17 protein-coding genes are annotated in these 17,884 nt (G+C 57.8%); 8 read left to right on the top strand and 9 right to left on the bottom strand.

Features of this window, described 5'->3' with window-relative positions; translation table 11 throughout:
- Positions 1-131: 131 nt before the first annotated feature.
- The 4 genes from K5845_RS04425 to K5845_RS04410 are packed head-to-tail and all read right to left on the bottom strand — an operon-like array spanning position 132 to position 7,132.
- On the bottom strand, positions 132-2,261 hold the full coding sequence (locus K5845_RS04425; RefSeq protein ID WP_287958470.1) for a hypothetical protein: 2,130 nt from the start codon (positions 2,259-2,261) through the stop codon (positions 132-134).
- An 8-nt stretch (positions 2,262-2,269) separates the two neighbouring features.
- Positions 2,270-5,170: a DUF4159 domain-containing protein gene (locus K5845_RS04420; protein WP_090227618.1), complete on the bottom strand. Its 2,901-nt coding sequence runs from the start codon at positions 5,168-5,170 to the stop codon at positions 2,270-2,272.
- A complete protein-coding gene (locus K5845_RS04415) occupies positions 5,167-6,126 on the bottom strand; it encodes a DUF58 domain-containing protein (protein WP_046475748.1) in 960 nt (319 codons plus the stop codon). Before K5845_RS04415 ends, K5845_RS04420 begins: the two co-directional genes overlap by 4 nt.
- Before the next feature lie 4 nt (positions 6,127-6,130).
- Positions 6,131-7,132, bottom strand: coding sequence for an AAA family ATPase (locus K5845_RS04410; protein ID WP_090227615.1), 1,002 nt, complete (start codon positions 7,130-7,132; stop codon positions 6,131-6,133).
- Between the two features lie 176 nt (positions 7,133-7,308).
- Here K5845_RS04410 and K5845_RS04405 point away from each other — a divergent pair, with 176 nt between their 5' ends.
- Positions 7,309-7,878: a DUF1285 domain-containing protein gene (locus tag K5845_RS04405; protein WP_046475755.1), complete on the top strand. Its 570-nt coding sequence runs from the start codon at positions 7,309-7,311 to the stop codon at positions 7,876-7,878.
- Between the two features lie 29 nt (positions 7,879-7,907).
- On the opposite strand, the gene K5845_RS04400 is transcribed toward K5845_RS04405, so the two are convergent.
- Entirely contained in the window at positions 7,908-8,177 is a 270-nt protein-coding gene (locus K5845_RS04400; protein ID WP_046475758.1) for an usg protein, read from the bottom strand.
- A 199-nt stretch (positions 8,178-8,376) separates the two neighbouring features.
- On the opposite strand from K5845_RS04400, the gene K5845_RS04395 reads away from it, so the two are divergent.
- Complete coding sequence (locus K5845_RS04395) at positions 8,377-9,015, top strand: MarC family protein (protein ID WP_046475761.1); 639 nt, start codon at positions 8,377-8,379, stop codon at positions 9,013-9,015.
- 236 nt (positions 9,016-9,251) lie between these two features.
- Positions 9,252-9,659 (top strand): hypothetical protein, encoded by a 408-nt coding sequence (locus tag K5845_RS04390; RefSeq protein ID WP_287958469.1) that lies wholly within the window; start codon positions 9,252-9,254, stop codon positions 9,657-9,659.
- Positions 9,660-9,789: 130 nt separating this feature from the next.
- Here K5845_RS04390 and K5845_RS04385 read toward each other — a convergent pair whose 3' ends face one another.
- Positions 9,790-10,005 (bottom strand): hypothetical protein, encoded by a 216-nt coding sequence (locus K5845_RS04385; protein WP_139165299.1) that lies wholly within the window; start codon positions 10,003-10,005, stop codon positions 9,790-9,792.
- Between the two features lie 330 nt (positions 10,006-10,335).
- On the opposite strand from K5845_RS04385, the gene K5845_RS04380 reads away from it, so the two are divergent.
- The 5 genes from K5845_RS04380 to K5845_RS04360 all read left to right on the top strand — a co-directional run bounded on the left by K5845_RS04380 (position 10,336) and on the right by K5845_RS04360 (position 15,385).
- Positions 10,336-10,902 (top strand): GNAT family N-acetyltransferase, encoded by a 567-nt coding sequence (locus K5845_RS04380; protein ID WP_287958468.1) that lies wholly within the window; start codon positions 10,336-10,338, stop codon positions 10,900-10,902.
- A 180-nt stretch (positions 10,903-11,082) separates the two neighbouring features.
- On the top strand, positions 11,083-11,802 hold the full coding sequence (locus K5845_RS04375; RefSeq protein WP_046479785.1) for an amino acid ABC transporter ATP-binding protein: 720 nt from the start codon (positions 11,083-11,085) through the stop codon (positions 11,800-11,802).
- 115 nt (positions 11,803-11,917) lie between these two features.
- Positions 11,918-12,946, top strand: a complete 1,029-nt coding sequence (locus K5845_RS04370; RefSeq protein WP_046475778.1) for an amino acid ABC transporter substrate-binding protein — start codon at positions 11,918-11,920, stop codon at positions 12,944-12,946.
- Between the two features lie 93 nt (positions 12,947-13,039).
- The gene (locus K5845_RS04365; protein WP_287958467.1) at positions 13,040-14,242 is read left to right on the top strand and encodes an amino acid ABC transporter permease; all 1,203 of its coding nucleotides are present in this window, start codon (positions 13,040-13,042) and stop codon (positions 14,240-14,242) included.
- 9 nt (positions 14,243-14,251) lie between these two features.
- Positions 14,252-15,385, top strand: a complete 1,134-nt coding sequence (locus K5845_RS04360) for an amino acid ABC transporter permease (protein ID WP_287958466.1) — start codon at positions 14,252-14,254, stop codon at positions 15,383-15,385.
- Between the two features lie 4 nt (positions 15,386-15,389).
- Here K5845_RS04360 and K5845_RS04355 read toward each other — a convergent pair whose 3' ends face one another.
- The 3 genes from K5845_RS04355 to bcp all read right to left on the bottom strand — a co-directional run bounded on the left by K5845_RS04355 (position 15,390) and on the right by bcp (position 17,826).
- On the bottom strand, positions 15,390-16,517 hold the full coding sequence (locus K5845_RS04355) for an NAD(P)/FAD-dependent oxidoreductase (protein ID WP_287958465.1): 1,128 nt from the start codon (positions 16,515-16,517) through the stop codon (positions 15,390-15,392).
- 125 nt (positions 16,518-16,642) lie between these two features.
- Positions 16,643-17,149: a bactofilin family protein gene (locus tag K5845_RS04350; protein WP_287958464.1), complete on the bottom strand. Its 507-nt coding sequence runs from the start codon at positions 17,147-17,149 to the stop codon at positions 16,643-16,645.
- A gap of 209 nt (positions 17,150-17,358) precedes the next feature.
- Positions 17,359-17,826 carry a thioredoxin-dependent thiol peroxidase gene (gene bcp / locus K5845_RS04345; protein ID WP_046475797.1) on the bottom strand — a complete coding sequence of 156 codons (468 nt, stop codon included), beginning with the start codon at positions 17,824-17,826 and terminating at the stop codon, positions 17,359-17,361.
- Positions 17,827-17,884 lie beyond the last annotated feature (58 nt).

Below are 17,884 nucleotides of genomic sequence, written 5' to 3'. Positions count from 1 at the left end.
CTTGTTCGCGGGATCCAAGGTTCAGCAAGTGCCAACTATCGCGTTTTGCCCCACGTCTTCCGCAGACACTCTGACGTAGGTTGGATCCCGGCAATAAATGCCGGGATGACAATAGTGCTCGAAAAAAGCGGCTAACGGCCTTCGCGCCACCAGGCGAGGGAAAGTAGGGCCAGAAGTGCAGCCAATGCGATCAGGCCGGTGAACATCGGCGTGAGTTTCACGCCATGCGTGACGTAGGCTTCGCGATCCTTGAGCCCCAACCAGCCGGAGCCTGCCAGCACGCGTGCGTTGCTCATCATGGAGATACGGGGCAGGTTGACGGCGTCAGGTTCGGCTGAGGCCAAAAGGCCGGACGACTTGGTCCAAAACGCACCGCCCCCTGTGGCCTCAATGATCGGGGCCAGCTTTTTGTCGGTCGCGGTGACCTCGCTCATTTCGCGAACGTCTTCCGCACCCGCATGGGCGACGGCGGTAAGCTTGCCGGCAGGTGGTGCGGCTTCCGTTTCGGCCTTGTAAAGACCGGGCATCTTCACTTCGAGCGTTGTGCGCCAGACTCCCGGACCGGCGGGTTCGAGCGTCACCTCGCGGGTTTCTCCGCCCGGCGTTTTCAATTCAACCGGGGCAATATTCTCGCCCATGGAGCGGCGCTCCAGCGACAGGTTGAGGCCGGTTGCAGTGGCGATCAGACGCTCGTCTTCAAGGTCAGGCTCCTTCATCAGCCAATGCGACAGACGGCGGAGTAGGTCCGTATGTGGTCCGCCGCCCTCGTAACCTCTGGCCCAAAGCCATGCTTGATCGGAGGCTAGCAAGGCCACGCGTCCCTCGCCCTTGCGGTCTAGGATCAGAAGCGGTTCGTTACCAGCGCCCTTCATGATCACATTGCCGCTGGTGGGTTGAACCTCGACCTGGCGCAGCCAGCGGCCCCACGACGGCTGGCCATCTTTACCCTTTAGGCCCGGCAGGTCTCGGGTCACGGGATGCTTGATGCCATCGTCAGTGGTGCTGGCCTTGAAGGGTTCCTCGACAACGCGGCCCGTTGGCCGCGCCGGGATGATCGGTGAGAGCGGCGTCCTGTAGAGGCTAACGTTGCCTGCGTAATCGTCGCCTGCCGCGATCAAAACAGCGCCGCCATGTTCGGTGACGTAACGGGCGATGTTGTCGTAGTAGCCGAGCTGCAGAATGCCGCGATGTTGGTAGCGGTCAAAGATTATCAGATCGAAGTCGTTGATCTTTTCCGAGAATAGTTCGCGCGTCGGGAAGGCGATCAATGACAATTGGTTGATCGGCGTGCCGTCCTGCTTCTCAGGCGGACGCAGAATGGTGAAGTGGACGAGATCGACGGCGGCATCCGACTTGAGCAAGTTGCGCCATGTCCGTTCGCCGGCATGTGGTTCGCCGGAGACGAGCAATACGCGTAGATTTTCGCGCACGCCCTCAGCCGCGACGACTGCGCGATTGTTTGCCTGAGTCAATTCTCCTGGTGCCGGTTCGAGTTCGACTTCGAGAATGTTCGTACCGGCATGCGGGAAGGCGAGGTCGAAGGTTTCCGTGCGGCCAATCACCGTGCGGCGTGTCTCGTCGGGTTGGCCTTCGCGACGTACTTTGAGCGTGACGGTCTTGTCCTTATCGTCAGTTTTGCCGGCTTGGACCACACGCAATTCAATCGGCCGAGACTGGCCGACGATGCCGTAGCGTGGTGCGGTTATGATCTCTATGCGGCGATCGAATTCATCGGGGCGGCCAGTGAGTAATGCGTGTACTGGCGCTTCGAAGCCGAGTGCTGCTGCGTTCTCAGGAACGTCGTGCACCTGACCGTCAGTGACCATGATCACGCCGGCGATGCGATCCGGAGGTGTGTCAGCGAGTGCCGCATTCAGTTCCTGGAATAATCGCGTCCCATCCGATTTTCCATCGGAGCGCGACTTCACGGTGATCCATTTGACATCGAGGTTCGGCAGTTTGCCGAGTTTGGTTTCGAGGTCCTGGCGGATGGCGCGGGTCTGTTCGGGCCGTGTTTCGAGCGCCTGGCTAGTGCTCTCGTCCATGACCACAATTGCGACGTTCGCGAGGCTGTCGCGTTGCTCTTCGCGTAACGTCGGATTTGCAAGTGCGGCAAGTATGGCGAGGACGGCGAGCGCGCGAAGGGGTGCGCCGCGCGTCTTGCGGATAAGCATCAAGGCGATGAGTGCAAGCGCAAGAGCGCCACCGATCCAGAAGAACTCCGGTGGAAGGAAGGGAGCGAAATCTACTGACCAGTTCATTAGCTTCCTTACTGACCGAGACGCTCAAGCAGCGCGGGCACGTGCACCTGATCGGCTTTGTAGTTGCCTGTCAGCGCGTGCATGACGATATTGATGCCGGTCCGGAAGGCCATCTCGCGCTGACCTTCGCCACCGGGAACGGTGGGGTACAGCGGGCGTCCGTTCGCATCGAGAGCCCAGGCGGCAGCAAAATCGTTGGACGTTATGAGGATCGTTGAAACGCCATCAGCGCGGCGTGCCTCACGATTGCTTTCGGCAGACGCGACGCCACCGGCTTCAACCCAAAGCTGCCCGCTATCCCAACGCCCGGGGAAGGAGCGCAGCAGATAGAACGACTTGGTAAGGACGTGGTTCTGCGGCACCGGTTCGAGGCGCGGGATATCAAGCTTGCCCAATATTCTCTGGAGAGCTGAGGATTCGCTGCCGGGAAATCCCAGTCCGGCGGGCATTCCGCGGCCTTGGTCGCGCGTGTCGAAGACGATCATCCCGCCTTGCTTCATGTATGCGTCGATCTTGGCAAGCGTTTCTTCCGGGAGGGTGGGGGTTGAATCCAAAACGGGCCAGTAGAGGACAGGATAGAAAGCGAGTTCGTCCTTCACGACATCGACCGGCATGGGATCGCCTGGAGTCACAGCGGTGCGCAAGGCGAGAACCCGGCAGAGACCAGCAAGACCAATGCGGCTCGTATCGTCAGTTTGGGCATCGCCGGTGACGACATAACCTAACGTCACCTTGCTCGTGGCAGCCATCGCTTTGGCATCGTCGGTCGCGGAATTTTGCCGAGGCGCTTGCACTCCTGCTTGAGCAAATGCAGGAGCGGCATGGAACGTCGCGGCAAGGCTCGTTGCGATTACAGCCATCGCCACAACGGATCTCGCGACGGCGGGACCGGAGCGTCCGAACAGGCGTCCCCCTGATTGCAGGAGAAGCACTGCGATCATGTCGGCGAGTATCAGAGCGAAAGCCGCAGCAAGGAGCCAGGGTTTCAAGGGTTCCGCCTCTGCATTCTCGTAGCTGCGGTGTGCGGCCCCTGTGGGCAGAGACGTAATTGGTGCAAGCGTGTCGTTGCTGCGAATGATGTTGATGGCACGGGGACTGCCGCGCGAGCCGTAATAGCCGGGTGGGTGTTCCAAACTCGCGGTGGTGTCGGCGAACTTTGCAACTTCCACGCCGCGCGATGCGGGAGGCGGTGGTGTGAGAACGCCAAAACCATCGAGTGTTTGTAGAGGCGCCAACGTGCTCGTGTCGGATGCGACCTCTTCCCCGTTGGCAGACGTTTGGGCGTCCGTTGTTTCCGAGCTGCCGCCAAGTCGGCCCAACGTCGATACGCGCTTTAAGAGTTCAACGAATAGACCTGATATCGGCAGGTTCGACCAGTCCGAGTTTCCGGTGACGTGGAACAGTACGATCATGCCATCGCCGCGCCGGTCTGCGGTGACCAACGGTGTGCCGTCTGCGAGGCGAGCCCAGACTTGCGTCTCAGGTGTCAGGCGCGCGGGGTCGGCCAAAACCTGGCGATTTACGACAACGTCATTGGGGATGGTCAGGCCCGCGAAGAGACTGTTCTCGTCGAAGGGGGCCAGCTTCTGCGGTGTGGACCACGAGAGCGCGCCTCCGAGTGTGCGACCACCAATGCGCAAGGGAACCGGAAGCAAATCGTCGCCGCCCTTTTCAAGGCGCGGGCCAGCGAAGCGCACGAGGACGCCCCCCTTTTCGATCCATGTCCTCACTTGATCTTCCGCCTCCGGTGTCAACGTACCGATGTCGGCGAAGATCAAGATGCTGACGTTTTGCGCGAGGGCCTGATCGATGCCAGCTGCTAGGTTGGCGTCGCGAGGTTTCACGATCTCGGCGGTCGGGGCCAACGCCTTCTCGATGTAATAGAACGGCGCCAGAAGCGGCTGTGCTTGCTCGCTCGTTTCGCTTGAGATGAGGCCGACGCGTTGCCATTGGGATCGCGCATCCAAGAGGCTAACGGCACCGGCTGATCGCGAGTCGGCAATTGCTATGCGCGTGATCTGATTGCGCAGTTCTAAGGGAAGCTCGAAGGTCGCCTTCGTTTCGGAAGCGCCGCTGTTGAAGGTAAATTGAGCGGAGCCGAGTTGGGCACCGCGTGTCGAATAGGCATGAAGAATTCCGTTCGCAGGCCCGTTGGTTCCAGTACGAAGAACCCGAGCCTCGAGTTTGCCACCGGTGCCGACGTTGCCTACGAGCGCGCGCGGCGCGGACCCGGTCGGGTCATCGACGACCGTGAACGTTCCGCTTGTTGCCAAGCCGTTCATCATCTCGGCGAAGGTTGTTGTCTCGCCCTTATGATCCACGCCATCGCTGAGCCATATGACGCTGACGCCCTTGGCGTCGGCAGCCGTCAGAGTTTTAGACAGCGCTTCTGCCGCGGCGTTGCGCGTTGGTGCGAAGGGTTGGGGCATCATCGCCCGTGCCGTCGCACGCGCTTGCGCCGGCGCTTCGATCTTGGCCTCGAAGGTCTGCGCTGGAAACGCGGTTGGAACGATCACCACAGGACGCGATTGCGACTCTGCCGTGGAGATCATCCGGTCGACCATTGCTTGTCGCGCGGTCCAATCCGGTGCTGAGGCCCAACCATTGTCAACGACGATTGCGACAGGTCCATCGCCAGCGAGTGGTGCGTTGCGTTCCGGATTTAGGATGGGTTCAGCCAACGCAAGGATGACAAGAGCGGCTGCCAATAAACGGATCAGCAGCAGCCACCAGGGGCTCTTCGCGGGTGTCTTTTCACGGTTTTCAAGCCCGACGAGAATACGCGTCGGGGGAAATGTGAGTTGCTGCGGGCGCGGGGGAACGGTGCGCAGCAGCCAATAGATGATGGGCAATGTACCGAGGGCAAGCAACAGCCATGGATTGAGGAAGGCCAGAGCGCCGAGCGTCATGGGGCGCCTCCAACACCGGCTGTTTGCCAGCGGTAGCTTGCCGCTCCCTGCTGCAGTTGCATGATGAGATTGAGCAGTGGTTCGGAAGCCGGACGGTCGGTGTGGTGCACCATCATCGACCAGCCAAGTCTGCGCGTAATTTCGCGCAGGCCATCACGATGAGCATTTAGTTTGGCTTGATAACGCTCCCGCAGGCTCTCGGCACGGTCGGCGATCCAGTGTTCACCGTCTTCCGGATCCACGAATTCCATTCGGCCGGTGAAAGGTAAACTCTCTTCGGAGGGATCGAGCACCTGAATAAGGTGGCCGGTAACATGGCTCGAACCGAGTTTCTTGAGGCGTTCGGCGATAACGTCCAAGGGGTCGAGGAAATCGCTGATCAGGATGAGGCCGGAGAAATTCGAGAGGCGCGCGCTGGGCGGTAAACCGCCAGCAAGAGCCGCTTCGTGACCGTGGACGGCGATGGCTTCAGCGATGCGGCGGCTGGCACGCCGGCTGGCCGTTGGCGGCATCACGCCCAACAGACCGGCCCGTTCGCCACCGCGTACTAGCAATTCAGCGATCGCGAGTGTGAGAATGACGGCGCGATCTCGCTTGGTCATCGGCGCAAGCGCACTGGAATAGTTCATCGACGGAGAGAGATCGGGCCAAAGCCAGACGGTATGTGCCGCTTCCCACTCGCGTTCACGCACATAGACATGTGTCGCGCTTGCGGTGCGCCGCCAGTCAATCAGCGTCGTGGAATCGTTGGGCTGGTACTGCCGGAATTGCCAGAAGGTCTCCCCCGGGCCGGCACGGCGACGGCCATGAATGCCGTGGGCCACCGTGTGCGCGATGCGCTGGGCTTCGATCATGAGGTCGGGCAACCGATCTGCCAGTTCATGAGATGCCGCTTCCAGAGCGGTAAATGTTGGGCTTCCGGCGGTTGCGGCCGTCTGCCTCGTGAACCGGATCATCCGCTTACTCCGCAGCCGCCTCGGCCAGACGGGCGATAATGCCACTGATATCCTTGCCCTCAGCGCGTGCAGAGAACGACAAGGCCATACGGTGCTTCAAGATTGGGTCAGCGAGCGCGACGACGTCCTCGACGGAGGGGGCGAGCCGACCATCGATAAGCGCCTTGGCGCGGATTGCGAGCATGAATGCTTGACTTGCACGGGGCCCCGGGCCCCACGCGATGAACTGGTCGGTTTCCTCGTTGGCCCCCGTTCCAGGGCGCGCGGAGCGCACCAATCGTAAAATGGCTTCAACGACGCGGTCGGGAACCGGCATCTGTCGAACTAACCGCTGAATAGACAGAAGATCGTTGGCGGAGAGCACAGACTGAACGGGACTGTCATCGAGACCGGTGGTGGCGTACAGCATGCGACGCTCCGCAGCGAGGTCGGGGTAGCCGACGTCGATCTGCAGCAAGAAGCGGTCGAGCTGTGCTTCGGGGAGCGGATAGGTGCCTTCCTGCTCCAGCGGGTTTTGGGTTGCGAGCACGTGGAAGGGGGTGGGGACATCATGGCGGACACCTGCTACGGTGACGTGATGTTCCTGCATGGCCTGCAGCAATGCAGACTGTGTTTTAGGCGAAGCGCGGTTAATTTCGTCGGCCATCAGCAACTGCGTGAAGATCGGCCCCTTGATGAAGCGGAACGAGCGTTGTTGGCCGGGGACTTCGTCTAGAACTTCCGAGCCGATAATGTCGGACGGCATGAGGTCAGGCGTAAACTGCACACGCGTGGCGTCCAGGCCCAGGACACGGCCGAGTGTCTCGACCAGCAACGTTTTGGCGAGGCCGGGCACACCAATCAGCAGAGCGTGACCGCCTGATAGAATGGTGATCAGCGCGCGTTCGATGACCATCTCTTGACCAAAGATCACGCTGCCCGCGGCACGGTGAGCTTTTTGTACGCGCTCGGCCGCAGCTTCGAGCTTGGGAACGATCGCTTCTTCGGTCTGAATGATATTTGTCATTTAACGCTGCCTAGATTGCTCGTATCGGTGCCAGTCGGGGATCCGGTGGCTCATCTGGATAACGCAAAGATTCCGGTCAGACTAAGTTAAACACGATCAAGCCCTGTAAAGTTCGGGTCAAGTGAATGTTACGTAAGGGCTGTGATGTTGCACAAAGGAAAAGGTTTATAGGTTCGATGCAGCAGAACGGCGGCGGCAATAGGATCAATGGCTTGGCAGAGCTGTTGACGCGATCTGGTGCTAACGTCGCGGCTCCGGTTGAGCTTTGGAATCCACCATATTGTGGGGATATCGGGCTGAAGATCGGTGGCGACGGAACTTGGTATTATCAGGATAGTCCAATTCGTCGCATGCCGCTCGTCAAGCTTTTTGCCCGCGTTTTGCGGCGAGACGAGGACGGCCGCCACTATCTCGTGACTCCGGTTGAGAAGGTTGATGTCGTCGTAGAGGACGCGCCATTTCTGGCTGTCGAAATGGAATGTAGGGGCGCGGGCGCGGACCAAACTCTGCTATTCCGGACAAACGTTGACGATATTGTTGCTTGTGGACCCGACCGGCCACTTCGGTTCGGCTATGATGTGCAAAATGGTGGGTGCAAGCCCTACGTGACCGTGCGCGGGCGGCTCGAAGCCTTGGTTTCGCGCGCCGTTACTTATGATTTGCTCGCGTTGGCCGAAGCCTTTGACGCGAGGGACGGCACGCTGGGTGTGTGGAGCGGTGGCGAGTTTTTTGCCATCGACGCATAGCTGTGCCGTCAGCCCGAAAATGTTCGCGGTTAGTGAAGCTTGAATTCGTTGCCTACCAGCTTCAACTCCGCTGGGCTAACGAGGTGGCGGTGATTGACGGATACTTTGTATAACTTGCCGTCCAAGTTTGCTTCCCAAAAGTCCAGAAAGCTCTTCAGTTTTGGAAACTTGGGATGGAGATCGTAATCCTGCCAGAGATAGGTTTGCAGAAGCGAGGGATGATCGGGTAGGCGATAAAGAATTTCGGCTGTCGTCAGTGTATAGCCCGTTAGCATGCGGCTGAAATCCGTATCGGACATGCATCACTCCTTTTGTGTCTGTTGGCTCGTTGTCAGATACAGAGTAGATGGTAGACCGATTTGGTCGCTCTTGATAATAAAATTATTAAATTTCAATAGCTTGGCAGCATTCGCGGCAGATTGCTAGCAGTTCTGTCCTCTGTGCCCACTTAAGTGTAGAGATCCCTTCAGAGCAGCTGTCAGACGATGGAGCTTCCTCGTGTTCGAGATCATGCTCGCCAGTTTCGCTACGTTCTTTGCGACCGTCGGGCCGGTCGAGGCGGCTGTACTTTTCGCTACGTTCACGGCGAATTTGCCGAGATCCCAGCGTAATATCATGGCCCTTCGCGCGGCATTTCTGGCGACACTTATCCTGTTTGTGTTCACGCTTCTAGGGCAGCCGTTGCTAGCCCGTTTAGGGGTTTCTATAGCCGCGCTTCAAACAGCCGGCGGAGCCGTTCTGGCCTTGATCGCGCTGGATATGATTTTCAGCCCGTTGGGGACTGGCTTTAAGCTCACCGTCCCGGAAGGCGAGGAGGCGCTTGAAAAGCACGACCTTGCGGTTTTTCCAATGGCGACGCCGTTGCTCGCCGGTCCTGGCGCAATGAGTGGGGGCATTTTGCTCGCGGCCAATGCCGGGGGAAACACTCTCTTAATTATTGGGGTTCTCCTGGGACTTTTGGCGGTGATGGCGATCACGCTCGTGCTGTTGCTCCTAGCACCGGAGGTCTCAGCTGCGCTGGGTGTCACAGCGCAGCGTGTTCTCATGCGGGTCGTCGGGTTGCTCCTCTCAGGCATTGCCGTTCAAGCGATGTTCGATGGTATTCGCGCCAGTGGTTTGCTCGGTGGAGCCGGCTAACCGCCCACTCCCGCTAACTTCTTCATCCGCGCCCACTCCGCCTCAGGAAATTTGGGTCAGATACGCACGGCTTTTAGGCGGGCATTAACTACGTTCGTGATTGCATAGGGAGCATTCAGGTCTGTCTTGCCGTTCGCCGAAGGTTAGAGCGGCGGTGTGCCTGATGGTCACGAGTTTGTTTCGCGGGCCGCGTTTCCTTGTTGGGGAGGCCTGTGCGTATCTAAGGGCGTAATTGTATGTGTTTGTTGTGTTCCGGCATTATGCCGTTGCGTCGTAAGCGCCGGATGCTGCGCGGTGCGGTGCTGGCGCTTACCATTCCGTTGGCGGCGTGTGCGGCTAATACTGCTCAGCTGTCGGATTCTTGGCCTGGCGAGGGACCAACGCGCCTTGCCGGTTATACGGCTGAAGGCAAGCCGACGGCTCACCGCCGCGTGCGGATGGAAGCAGACGGCATGGAAAGCCAAGCGCTTCCGTTGAGCCGTCAGGCCAATGAGCCGGATGACCCGTCAGAGCCTTTCAGCCCTAACTACGGGCGCGTTCAGGTTTATCGTACGGATGCTACAAGTCCAGTCGAAGCAATACCGATTCCAGCTGATCTTCCGGCTGATTTTCGCGAAAAGCTGGTCTACGCGACCGCGAACTGATGCGTAGAGCAGTTGGAGGGCGGAGCCCTTTCGGGAAATCTTACGTTGGATAAAAAAACGGGCCTGTCCGACAAGCCCGTACATTTTCGGTTTTTTCAGTGAAACCAAGCGTCGGGCCTCGCCGTCGCAATTAGGCTTTGTGGCCGAAATACTTATCTACGACGAGCCGTCCGGCTTCCTGGGTCGGTACACCTCGAGCGCGCAAGTGCGAATAAGCATGCTGCGCGGCGCGGCCCGACTTCAAGCCCTCAATTGCTGCAGAGACCCAGCTTTTCTGGGGCTGAGGAACAGTGTGCTTTACCCGGCCCAACGCTAGGTGGCTCTGATGTGTGGCAGAATTCAACATGGCCTTTTCCTTTGCGAATTTGGTGACCAGTTGGGCTACCCCCCTGGGTAGCTGCTCGATCATCTCTTGTGATTGGTATATGGTATGCCAATGTTGCGGCGCAAGGTTATTGGTGCTGTTGCACGGCTGATATGCCGGATTTGCATGGCTTCGAGCTGTGGTTTGGTTGTTGCGCGTGCGTGGTCGAATGCTGCGCTAGCGAACTCCAAGGTGGTGATGCGGGTGGGAGCAAAGCGTTAGAAGGCTCTGCAACTTTTCGTTTTGCTCAAGCCATAGGAGATTTAATCGCGTTGCTTCCGGTGGCGCACGTCGGGCACGGCTGGTGATTGGATGTCTGGGACGGGACCAATAGAACTTAAGCGATGGTTGGAGGTGATGCGACCGGAGGACCTTGTCGCAGACATCGATGCTATCTTTTTCGCGGCGAGCGCCACTCAGCACTTCGAGAGTGCATCTGTGCGGGAGGCTTTCCGTGACCGGTGGCTTGGCCGCTATCTGGAGCACTATCCCGAGTGGTTTTATGTGGCCGTTAGTTCGGGGCAGGCCGTTGGCTACCTTGCGGGTTGTCTTGAAGACCCGGCTTTATCTCCCCGATTTTCTGACATTGCATTTTTTGAGACGTTTGCGGATCTCACGCCTGCTTATCCAGCTCACCTGCATATCAATTTGGATGCGAGTTATCGTAATGCAGGGCTGGGAGGGCGTTTGATCGATTTATTTGTAGCCGATGCGGAGGCAGCAGGCGTCGCAGGAATTCATGTCGTCACTGGATATCGATCCCGCAATCGCACCTTCTATCTGCGTAATGGATTTGAGGTGCTTCGGGAGCTGCCCGATGTTGATCCCGCCCTCGTCTTTCTTGGTCGCCGGCTCTCTGTCCAAACGGAGTGCAGTTGATTTTGCTGCGTGTTTGTTTGCCTCTTGGGGCTGGGTTCGGCATAGTTCAGCGCGAACCTGGCCGGGTACGGCGGATAGCTTCTTCGGCGTCCTGGCGGTCCGATTGAAAATGGGAGTTTTATAGTGCCATCACGCCGGCTTGATGCATCCACTGCCGACGCGGGGTTACCGGCTGTTTTAATGGTCGGGGTCAATAAATGGTTTGGTGACTTTCACGTCCTCAAGGATATCAACCTGGAGGTTGAAGAAGGCGAACGCATCGTCATTTGCGGGCCTTCCGGGTCCGGCAAATCGACGTTGATCCGGTGTATCAATCGACTTGAGCCCCATGAGGAGGGGCAGATCATTGTCGATGGTCATCAGCTTACCGACGATCTTCGGCAGATCGACAAGATCCGATCCGAAGTCGGGATGGTGTTTCAGAACTTCAACTTGTTCCCGCATTTAAGTGTGTTGGATAACTTGTGCTTGGCTCCGCAATGGGTACGCAAGATGCCGCGCGCTAAGGCCGAGGAGGTCGCGATGACCTATCTCGAGCGGGTCAAGATCCCGGAACAGGCGCATAAATTTCCCGGTCAGCTTTCGGGGGGACAGCAGCAGCGGGTCGCGATCGCCAGGGCCCTATGCATGAATCCGCGCATCATGCTTTTTGATGAGCCGACGTCTGCACTCGATCCGGAAATGGTCAAGGAGGTGCTCGACGTCATGATCGAATTGGCCGAACAAGGCATGACGATGCTTTGCGTCACTCATGAAATGGGGTTTGCGAAGGCGGTCGCCGACCGGGTCATCTTCATGGACTTTGGAGAGATCGTTGAAGTTGCGCCGCCAGCGGAGTTTTTCGCATCGCCAAAGTCGGACCGTACACGTACTTTTTTGTCCCAGATACTCGAGCACTAAGTAAACTCCGGCCTTAAGCTCGCCACGGAGGTTCAGCACCAAGGCCATACAGTCTGGGCTCTAAATCACAGGCCATTTTGAATTGTTCAGTTGTGAACGCGGGAGGAGAGATCGGATGAAGCAATTGGTGAGAGTGGCAGCGGCGCTGACGGCAGGCGTGCTCTTTTGCGCAACGCCAGCAGCGGCTCAACAATCATCGGTGCTGGAAACCGTGAAATCTCGCGGTCAGCTTTTTTGTGGTGTCAACACGGGGCTTGCCGGATTTGGCGCGCCCGACGACAAGGGCAATTGGAAGGGACTCGACGTCGATCTTTGCAGAGCGATCTCGGCCGCGATCTTCAAGGATCCGAACAAGGTCAAATTCGTACCGCTCACGGCGAAGGAGCGGTTTACGGCGCTTCAATCGGGTGAGATCGACGTTCTTTCACGTAACACGACCTGGACCATGAGCCGGGATACATCGTTTGGCTTGAGCTTTGCCGGCATCAACTACTACGACGGCCAAGGGTTCATGGTGAAACGGTCGCTTGGTGTCGTATCCGCCAAGGAATTGTCGGGGGCAAGCATCTGCGTGCAGGCCGGCACGACGACAGAGAAGAATCTCGCCGACTATTTCCGCTCCAACAAGATGGAATACAAACTGGTCGTGTTCGAGAAGCTGCCGGAGACGATCGCAGCCTACAACGCAGGGCGCTGTGATTCCTTCACGACGGATGTCTCGCAGCTGTATGCGATCCGGCTGACGTTGGGCAAAGCCGATGACCATGTTGTTTTGCCGGAGATCATTTCGAAGGAACCGCTTGGTCCGGTTGTGCGACAGGGCGATCCGCAGTGGTTGAATATCGTTCGATGGACTCTCAATGCGATGCTCAATGCCGAGGAACTCGGCGTGAACCAATCGAACGTGGATTCAATGCTGAACTCGGACAACCCGTCGATCAGGCGTCTGCTTGGGAAAGAAGACACATTCGGAGCTGCGATCGGACTCGATAACGATTGGGCGTTTCAAATCATCAAGCTTGTTGGAAACTACGGCGATAGCTTCGCTCGCAATGTCGGTGCGCAATCCCCACTTGGGATCGCGCGCGGTCAGAACGCACTCTGGAAGGACGGCGGATTGCAGTATGCACCGCCGATCCGGTAACGCCGGGCCACTCGAAATTGTGGTGGCTTTATTGGGTGTAAGGGGTGGGAGGCATCTGCGTGCATCCCACCAAGGGCGTTAGGGGCGGCCACGGTGGCGAAACTAGCTAGGCGCGACGGAGCTGTGAAGCAAACACGGCAACTCACTGACTATTTCTATGACCCCAAGGTGCGGGGCATCCTTTTTCAGGTCATCGTCGTCGCTTTGATCTCATGGCTCGTTTACGGCGCTGTTCTTAACACGGTCAACAATCTGGAGGCTCAGGGGATTGCGTCCGGCTTTGGGTTTCTGGACCGTACTGCCGGCTTCGATATTTCTCAGTCCCTAATCCCTTACGAAAATACGATGACCTACGCCCGGGCCTTTTGGGTCGGGCTTCTCAATACACTGCTCGTTGCGGTGCTCGGGATCGTTTTCGCGACGACCGTCGGCTTTATGATCGGCGCAGCACGTCTTTCGCAGAACTGGCTTATTGCGCAGCTCGCGACGGCCTACGTCGAGATCCTGCGGAATCTGCCTCCGCTGCTCATGTTGTTTGCTGTCTATTTTGGGGTTCTGAAAACGCTCCCGTCACCGCGTGAAAGTCTCGCGCTGCCGTTTTCGAGCTACCTCAATTCGCGCGGTCTCTATGTTCCCGCAGTCCATTGGGAGCCGGGCTTCGGTGTCGTTGTCGCTTCTTTGTTTGTAGCGGCGATGTGTGTCATCGCTTATTGGGTTTGGGCACGCTGGCGACATACTCAGACGGGCCGGCAAATGCCGATCCTACTGCCTAGCCTCGGTGTCATCGTCGGCATTCCTCTCCTTGCCTTTTTGCTCATGGGTATGCCGCTGTCGTTCGACCCACCGGTTCAGGGCCGCTTCAACCTTACTGGTGGCATTGCGTTGTTGCCCGAGCTGATCGCGCTGCTGGTGGGGCTGTCGCTTTATACGAGTGCTTTCATTGCTGAGATCGTTCGCGCTGGAATTATGGGCGTCCCTACGGGACAACGGGAAGCGGCTGCCGCTCTTGGGCTCAAACCAGGTCAAATTCTTTGGCTTGTCGTTTTTCCGCAGGCGATGCGCATCATCATACCTCCGCTGACTAATCAGTATCTCAATCTGACTAAGAACTCGTCCTTGGCCGTTGCGATCGGCTACCCTGACCTTGTGTCCGTTTTTGCTGGGACGGTTCTCAACCAAACGAACCAAGCGGTCGAAGTCATTTTGATTACGATGTCGGTTTATCTCGTGCTCAGCTTGCTGACGTCGCTCTTCATGAATTGGTTTAACCAGCGCATGGCGCTGGTGGAGCGGTAGGAGCGCGAAATGGCAACGAATCCCGTACGCAGCGCCGCCGTTAACCGATCCAGGCCCGTTGGCCCGTCAGGCTTGAACGCAATCACGCAGTGGCTTCATCAAAACTTGTTTTCGAGTTGGGGCAACACGTGCTTGACCCTCTTAGGCGGCGCTCTGGCCTATTGGGTGATCGCGGGGTTTCTCGACTGGGCTGTCTGGCACGCGGTGTATACCGGTACTGACGGATCTGCGTGCGACGTGGTTGGAGCCGGGGCGTGCTGGCCGTTTATCAGCGCGAAGCTCCAGATCTTCATGTACGGGCGCTACCCTACGGAAGAACTCTGGCGAGTTAATCTCACCTATGTTCTTGCTCTGGTCGGGCTTGTTCCCCTGATGTTGCCGGGGGTGCCGGGCAAAATCTGGCTGACGGCCTATATGCTCCTCGTTTTTCCGGTCGTCGCGTTTTTCCTGCTGACTGGCGCCGAACCACTTGGCTTGCCGGTTGTGCCAACCTCACGTTGGGGTGGGCTGCTTGTCACCTTAGTCGTCGCCTGTGTGAGCATCGCGATATCGTTTCCGCTCGGTATCATTCTGGCTTTAGCGCGGCGTTCGGATTTGCCGCTGATCAAGTGGCCCGCGATTTTTTTCATTGAGTTTGTACGCGGCGTTCCGCTGGTAATGGTGCTCTTTTTCGCGTCGGTGATGCTGCCACTATTCCTGCCCGAGGATCTTACGATCAACAAGTTGCTGCGGGCTTTGATCGGCGTTGCTTTGTTTTCGGCGGCGTATCTGGCGGAGGTGGTGCGCGGTGGATTGCAAGCCATTCCGCGCGGGCAGTACGAGGCTGCGGAGGCTTTAGGCCTCTCTTATTGGAAGACGATGGGGTTCGTCATCCTGCCTCAGGCGCTGAAGCTCGTCATTCCGGGTATCGTCAACTCGTTCATTGCGCTCTTCAAGGATACCAGTCTCGTATTGATTATCGGGTTGTTCGATCTTTTGGGGATCGTCCAGCAAGCGGTTGCGTCCGATGCCAAGTGGTTCTCGCCCCAAACGGCGGCGACGGGATATGTCTTCGCCGGCTTTGTGTTCTGGATTTTTTGTTTCGGGATGAGCCGCTATTCAGCGTGGCTCGAGCGGCGGCTCGCGACGGGGCATCGCAGTTAAACGTTTAGCCGATCAATTTTCTGACATGGTCAGCGATTGATAGGCAGCAGGTCAGGCCTGGGCTTTCAATTCCGTAGAGTCCGATAAGTCTCGGGATGCCGTGTATCTCGGGGCCGTGAATTGCAAAGTCCGCCGTTGAGGTTCCGGGAGGATGAATTTTGGGCCGTATTCCTGTGTACCCTGGCTGTAGAGAGGCTTGAGGCAGCGAGGGCCAGTATCGGCGGATCGCGGTTTCGAAATCGGCTTGGCGTCGTCCGTCCGCGTCATCAAAAGTGTAATCCACCTGGTCGATCCAAGTAAGATCGGGGCCGAAGCGCGCCTGACCCGCCATATCGAGCGTGAGATGAATGCCGAGCCCTGCTTGGGGAGGGACGGGATAGATCAGGTGCTTAAACGGCACGCGGGTCGACAGCGTGTAGTAGTGTGCCTTGGCGAGATACCGCTTCGGGGGCATGTAGCTGCCATTCGTTTTTCCGTGAATGAAAGCGGCCAGATGTTGGGCTTCGAGGCCGGCTGCAATAATCAGATTGTGTGCCGTGAGCGTCGTCGTTTCGCCGTCTGAACTTTGCGTAGTGACGACGAAATTACCCTGCGCGTTTTGTGACAAATTCTCGACGGAGACATTCAGTACAACTTGACCGTTTCCAGCTTCGATCAATCCTTCCAGCGCTAGCATCAGGGCGTGGGCATCGATTATCCCCGTGGATGGGGAATGGAGGGCTGCGACGCAGGCAATGTCGGGCTCAAGCTCCCGCACTTCCTTAGGACTCAAGCTGCACAAATCCGAGACGCCGTTGGCTTTTCCAGCCGCCGAGATCCGATCAAGTTGCGGAGTTTCGTCCGGAGACGTTGCGACGAGAATTTTTCCGCAGCGCTTGACGGGAATACCGGCCTGCTGCGCAAAATTATAAAGCTGGTCCTTGCCCCTTACGCAAAAGCGGGCGCGCATGCTGTCGCGTGGATAGTAAATCCCGGCATGGATGACTTCGGAGTTGCGTGAAGAGGTTTCGGCGCCGATCAGCTTGTGCCGTTCAAGGACCATGACTTCGCCACCGTCGTCCGTGAACGCGCGTGCGATCGCTAAGCCGATCACACCTGCGCCGATAACAACGGTTTCGATATCTGCGGACATTGCCGGTGATCCTGTAGCGTTTCGGGGCTCCGGTTAGATCCGAAATTGTTCTCCTACAGCTTAACAAAAAAGGACCTGCCGCGTTATCGGCAAGTCCCTTGTCATGATTGGTGCCAGTGCCGGCTTTAGCCGACTGAATTCGGAGTGGGTGCGAGCATCGGGGGCATTTCGCTTTCCGTCACGTTCGCCATGGGGTCTTCGCTTCGCCGCGACTTGCCTTCGAAGAAGGCGCCCTGCTCGATGGCGAGGGCTTGGTGATAAATGTCACCTTCGACGTGGCTTTGAGCCTGCAACATAACGCGACGGCCGCGGATTGAGCCCATCACATGTCCCCGCACAACTACTTCGTCTGCGAGAATGCCGCCGGTGATGCGGGCACGTTCGCCGACGATGATGTGGGTCCCGTGGATGTCGCCTTCAACGTCGCCGTCGATCTGGACCTGACCCTTGGAACTCAGGTTGCCATGGATTGTCAAATCCGGGCCGATAATGGATGGCGGGAGACGGTCACCGTTGGTGGGTGCGCCTGCAGTAGCAGAACGGGGTATAGCTGGTTGGGAAGGGGCGCCGGCACTCGGTGTGGCGGGTGGCTTGGGTGGTTCGGTCTCATTCTTTTTAAAATTCGGCAGCATGACGTCAAAGATCTCCACCTCAACGCAACAGGAACGCGTGCAATGGCGCGTAAGGGGTTACGCGTCTCCAAATTTATTTCAACCCGAAGCGGTTTTCCCTTGTTCAGCCTCTAGCATGTTTCCCCTAGCAGGTCACGCGGGCTTCAGCGCGACAAGTTGTGGAAATGGGGGATCGCCTGGACTTCGGAAGGCTAGCGTAGAAGGCCGAACTATTGTGCCAACTCTTGGGCAGCAGCCAAGACTTCGGCGGCGTGCTCCTTCACCTTAACTTTGCGCCATATGCGGGCGATCTTGCCGTTTTTATTGATCAAGAACGTGCTTCGCTCGATACCCATGAACTTGCGGCCGTACATATTTTTCTCGACCCAGACGCCATAGGCGTTTGCCGCTGTTTGTTCGGGATCGGAGATCAAGCGCACGGTGAGCCCGTGTTTGTCGCGGAATTTGCAGTGGCTGCTGGGGCTGTCGGGTGAAATGCCGAGCACTATTGTGCCGGTGTTGGCGAATTTCTCGCTCAGGGCAGTAAAGTCCAGCGCTTCGGTGGTGCATCCTGGTGTGTCGTCTTTCGGGTAAAAATAGAGGACAACCTGCTGGCCCTTCAGGTCTGACAGAGTGACGGTGTTGCCGTCGCTGTCGGAAAGTTCGAAGTCCGGTGCGCGATCACCTTCTTGAGCCATGGATAAGTGCCTTTCTTTCGTCGTTTTTTGACCAACACATCTGGTCTAATCGAAGGCT

Source organism: Filomicrobium sp., from assembly GCF_025698805.1.
Lineage (GTDB): Bacteria > Pseudomonadota > Alphaproteobacteria > Rhizobiales > Hyphomicrobiaceae > Filomicrobium > Filomicrobium insigne.
This window is presented reverse-complemented; position numbering and strand designations above follow the sequence as displayed.

Bases quoted from the DNA above. Each gene is read 5' to 3' on its own strand.
- K5845_RS04425 (WP_287958470.1), bottom strand. From the start codon at position 2,261: ATGAACTGGTCAGTAGATTTCGCTCCCTTCCTTCCACCGGAGTTCTTC.
- K5845_RS04420 (WP_090227618.1), bottom strand. From the start codon at position 5,170: ATGACGCTCGGCGCTCTGGCCTTCCTCAATCCATGGCTGTTGCTTGCC.
- K5845_RS04415 (WP_046475748.1), bottom strand. From the start codon at position 6,126: ATGATCCGGTTCACGAGGCAGACGGCCGCAACCGCCGGAAGCCCAACA.
- K5845_RS04410 (WP_090227615.1), bottom strand. From the start codon at position 7,132: ATGACAAATATCATTCAGACCGAAGAAGCGATCGTTCCCAAGCTCGAA.
- K5845_RS04405 (WP_046475755.1), top strand. From the start codon at position 7,309: ATGCAGCAGAACGGCGGCGGCAATAGGATCAATGGCTTGGCAGAGCTG.
- K5845_RS04400 (WP_046475758.1), bottom strand. From the start codon at position 8,177: ATGTCCGATACGGATTTCAGCCGCATGCTAACGGGCTATACACTGACG.
- K5845_RS04390 (WP_287958469.1), top strand. From the start codon at position 9,252: ATGTGTTTGTTGTGTTCCGGCATTATGCCGTTGCGTCGTAAGCGCCGG.
- K5845_RS04385 (WP_139165299.1), bottom strand. From the start codon at position 10,005: ATGTTGAATTCTGCCACACATCAGAGCCACCTAGCGTTGGGCCGGGTA.
- K5845_RS04380 (WP_287958468.1), top strand. From the start codon at position 10,336: ATGTCTGGGACGGGACCAATAGAACTTAAGCGATGGTTGGAGGTGATG.
- K5845_RS04375 (WP_046479785.1), top strand. From the start codon at position 11,083: ATGGTCGGGGTCAATAAATGGTTTGGTGACTTTCACGTCCTCAAGGAT.
- K5845_RS04370 (WP_046475778.1), top strand. From the start codon at position 11,918: ATGAAGCAATTGGTGAGAGTGGCAGCGGCGCTGACGGCAGGCGTGCTC.
- K5845_RS04360 (WP_287958466.1), top strand. From the start codon at position 14,252: ATGGCAACGAATCCCGTACGCAGCGCCGCCGTTAACCGATCCAGGCCC.
- K5845_RS04355 (WP_287958465.1), bottom strand. From the start codon at position 16,517: ATGTCCGCAGATATCGAAACCGTTGTTATCGGCGCAGGTGTGATCGGC.
- K5845_RS04350 (WP_287958464.1), bottom strand. From the start codon at position 17,149: ATGCTGCCGAATTTTAAAAAGAATGAGACCGAACCACCCAAGCCACCC.
- bcp (WP_046475797.1), bottom strand. From the start codon at position 17,826: ATGGCTCAAGAAGGTGATCGCGCACCGGACTTCGAACTTTCCGACAGC.